At 70.7% G+C, this 3,573-nt stretch carries 3 protein-coding genes; 1 reads left to right on the top strand and 2 read right to left on the bottom strand.

Features of this window, described 5'->3' with window-relative positions:
- Positions 1–257: 257 nt before the first annotated feature.
- Entirely contained in the window at positions 258–587 is a 330-nt protein-coding gene (locus tag D588_RS0116760) for a DUF6172 family protein (protein WP_017909718.1), read from the top strand.
- A 323-nt stretch (positions 588–910) separates the two neighbouring features.
- On the opposite strand, the gene D588_RS0116755 is transcribed toward D588_RS0116760, so the two are convergent.
- A complete protein-coding gene (locus D588_RS0116755; RefSeq protein WP_017916799.1) occupies positions 911–2,197 on the bottom strand; it encodes a DEAD/DEAH box helicase in 1,287 nt (428 codons plus the stop codon).
- Positions 2,198–2,426: 229 nt separating this feature from the next.
- Positions 2,427–3,573: M4 family metallopeptidase (locus D588_RS0116750; RefSeq protein ID WP_017916798.1), on the bottom strand; the 1,147-nt coding region annotated here is incomplete at its 5' end.

Genomic DNA, 3,573 nt, shown 5'->3' with positions numbered 1-3,573 from the left:
CGGGCGAAGGCATCGGCGATCGCCAGGCCGATCCCGCGGCTGGCGCCGGCAACGAGCACGCGGTATCCCGCGAAAGCGGACGGATCGGTCATCGGTGGCTCCTGCGTGCCATGGGGCGTGCCCCGATTATCCGCGCAATCCGCAGCGTGCGGCCGCTTCTGGCACCATGGCGGCCGTCGTACGCGCCGTCCGTCGGTGCGCCCGCCGCGCCGTCGCCCTGCGATGACCGCCGCATTCCCTTTCCAGGATTTCCCGCAGTGAAGAAGACCTACCGGCTCCGCATCGAAGGCAAGCATCCCGACCGCCTGCTCGACGCCGCCAAGCACGACATCCGCAAGTACATCCGCCGCGAGCGCCGCAAGACCTTGCCGGCCGGTGCGGACTACTGGGATTTCGACACTCTGTTCGGCACCGAGGAAGCCACCGCCGCGGTGCTGCCGCCGGCCGAACTGCTGCGTGCGGTCGACGCGCTGGTCGCTGCCGGCGGCGAGCAGTTCTACGTGGAGATCCGCAGCCGCGCGTGCACGCGGCCGCCGCGGGCCAAGGGCGGCCAGGACGAAAGCGAGCACGATCCCTTCGAGGACTGAGCGCGATTCGGCGTGCCTGTCGCGCCGGGGGCGGCGCCGTGGCATCGACGTGCGACGCCAGGCCACTGCCCGCGCCCTTTGGCATCGCCGCAGCGCTTGCCGCGGTGCGGCAGGCCTTCCAGGCGTTTCTGGCCGGAGGGCCGACTGCGGCACGCGTTGGCGCGGACGCTCCTGGCGTCCTTGGTCGGATCCGTCCGACAAGCCCGCGTAGCATGGCGACGCGGTCGTTCTGATGTTCTGGCCGGAAACGTGCCTGATCTCGGCACGCGTCTGTGTGGCGACGGATGCCGCAGTGAGGCGTCGTACAGCCCACGCGGCGCCGCTCAGCCGCTCGCGGGCGGCTCCCCGTCCTGCGCACGCGCCGCGCGCAGCCTGTCCTTCTTGCTCGGTCGCTTGCCCTTGATGCCGCCGGTGGAGGCGGCCGCCTCCGTGGACGGTGCGGCGGCCGGGGTTGGCGCTTGCTTCGGCTCGAAGCCGGGAATGCGTTCGCGCGGCACGCGCACGCCTTGCCGCTTTTCGATCAGGCGCAGATGCGCCGCACTGGCCGCGTCGACGAAGCTCAGCGCCTGGCCCTCGGCACCGGCGCGCGCGCTGCGGCCGATGCGATGGGTGTAGTCCGCGGTGGAACGCGGCAGGTCGTAGTTCACCACCACCGGCAGCGCGGCGATGTCGATGCCGCGCGCGGCCAGGTCGGTGGTCACCAGCACCCGCACCTGCTGCTGGCGGAACGCCTCCAGGGTGCGCAGGCGCCGCCCTTGTGCGAGGTCGCCGTGCAGTGGCTGTGCGGCGATGCCGGCCTTGGCCAGCGCCGTCGCGACCTGCTCGGCGCTGCGCCGACTGGCGACGAACACCAGTGCGCGTGGCCATGCTTCCTGTTCCAGCAAATGCTGCAGTAACGCCAGGCGACGCCCGTCGTCGACCTCGATCGCGCGCTGGCGCAGCGTCGCCGGGATCGGGGCGGCGTCGGCGGCGTCGCCGATGCGTCGCGGCGCGCGCAGCAGGCGCGTGGCCAGCGCCGCGATCGGGGCTGGCAGGGTGGCCGAGAACAACAGGGTCTGCCGCGTCGGCGGCAGCAGTTGCAGTAGCCGCTCCAGCTCGGCGCCGAAGCCCAGGTCGAGCAGGCGATCGGCCTCGTCCAGCACCAGGTGCGCCACCGCGTCCAGTTGCAGCGCGCGCTGCGCCAGCAGGTCGAGCAGACGCCCGGGCGTGGCCACCACCACGTCGGCGCCGCCGCGCAGCGCCAGCATCTGCGGATTGATCGAGACGCCGCCGACCGCCACCACCACCCGCGGCCGCCGCGGCAATTCCAGGCCCAGCGCGACGAAGGTATCGGCGACCTGCACCGCCAGTTCGCGGGTCGGCACCAGCACCAGCACGCGGGTGGAGCGCGCCGGCCTGGCCGCCTGCGCGCAGGCCTGCAGCAACGGCAGCGCGAACGCCGCGGTCTTGCCGGAACCGGTCTGCGCCATGGCCAGCAGGTCGTGGCCGGCGACGACGAGCGGTACGGCCTGCTGCTGGATCGGCGTGGGTGTCTGCCAGCCGACGCGCGCGAGCGCGGCGGCGAAGGCGGGATACAGCGCGGGCGACAGACCGAGGGAAGCGAACGGCATCGGAGGCGGGCAGGGCGCGGGAGAGACCACACAGTATCGCCGACCCGGCGCAGGAGCGGCTTCCGTCGTGACGTTTTGGCGATCGCGCGTCGCGGCTGATCCCGAAAAGGGGACAAGCGCCGCTCCTACGCGACGATCGGCGAGAGCAGCTGTTGCCAATCCCCAATCCCCATCCCGAACTGCAACGCACGGCCATCCACGCGGATGGCCGTGCGCGTCCGTGCAGGCCCTACTGCGGGCAACTCACGCCAACGGCGGCGAAGGCATTGCGCACCGCGGTCACCGAGCGGCTCAGGTCGCTCGCGGCGGTCTGCACGCCGCAGGCGCCGCTGTTGAAGCTGGTGCTGGGCGTCCAGTACAGCTGGTTGGCGCGGGCGAATACCTCGAACGCGCTGCGCGTGTTCCAGCCGGAGGTGGTGGCCAGGGTGTAGAACGCCTTGTTGTAGACGCCCGAGGAGTAATGCACGTCCAGGCCGCTGCGGTAGTTGGCGGCGTTGTCGATCGAGCTGCCGTCCTGGGTCGGGGTGGCCATGTAGCGCAGCGCACCGTTGGCCTTGAAGATCTCGGTGCCGACCTTGAAGTCGTTCGTGCCCTTGAGGTAGTACTCGGTGGCCTCGCCGGCCATGTCCGAGAACGCCTCGTTGATGCCGCCGGACTGGCCGGAATAGGTGAGGTTGGAATGCTGCTCGGTGAAGCCGTGCGAGACCTCGTGGCCGGCGACGTCGGCGCTCACCAGCGGATAGAAGCGCGTGTTGCCGTCGCCGAAGTTCATCGTCGAACCGTTCCAGAACGCGTTCTCGTAGCGCGTGCCGTAATGCACGCGCATCACCAGTTGGAAGGTCAGCGGCGCCACGCCGACGTAGCTGCGGTACATCTTCTCGATCACGCCGCCGAAGTAGTGCGCGTCGTTGATCGGCGAGTAGGCGCCGTTGATGGTCTTGTAGGTGTTGCGCGGGCAGGTGAACTGGTACGCGGTGGTGCCGGAGCTGCCGCCGTTGAGGTTCACCGACTTGACGTTGCTGTTCTGCATGCGGCAGTTGTCGTCCACCTCCAGGAAGCCGTGGATGCTGTCGCTGCCGTACTCGTACTGGCCGGTCTTGGCGTTGCCGCCCGGGCCGGTGGCATCGCGCGTGGTCAGCGCGTCCCACTGTTTGAGGATGGCGCCGCTGCGCGCATCCACGATCACGAACGGCCTGCTCGGCGCGCCGCCGTTCGGCGCATCGGCGAAGAACGACACCACGTAGGCCAGGTGCGCGCGGTCGCTGTCGTCGAGATAGATCATCTGCGGCGCCTGCGCGCGTTCGATGCGGCGCTCGGCCTGCGCGGCGCCCAGCGCGACGCGCTGGGCCACACGCAGCGCGGCATCGGCGCTCAGC

Source organism: Xanthomonas sp. SHU 308 (assembly GCF_000364645.1).
GTDB classification, from domain to species: Bacteria; Pseudomonadota; Gammaproteobacteria; order Xanthomonadales; family Xanthomonadaceae; genus Xanthomonas_A; species Xanthomonas_A sontii.
Note: the sequence above shows the minus strand (reverse complement) of the source record. Positions and strands in the feature narration are given on the sequence as shown.

What these genes read in the sequence shown, in the direction of transcription:
- D588_RS0116755 (WP_017916799.1), bottom strand. Translation starts at nt 2,197, where the DNA reads ATGCCGTTCGCTTCCCTCGGTCTGTCGCCCGCGCTGTATCCCGCCTTC.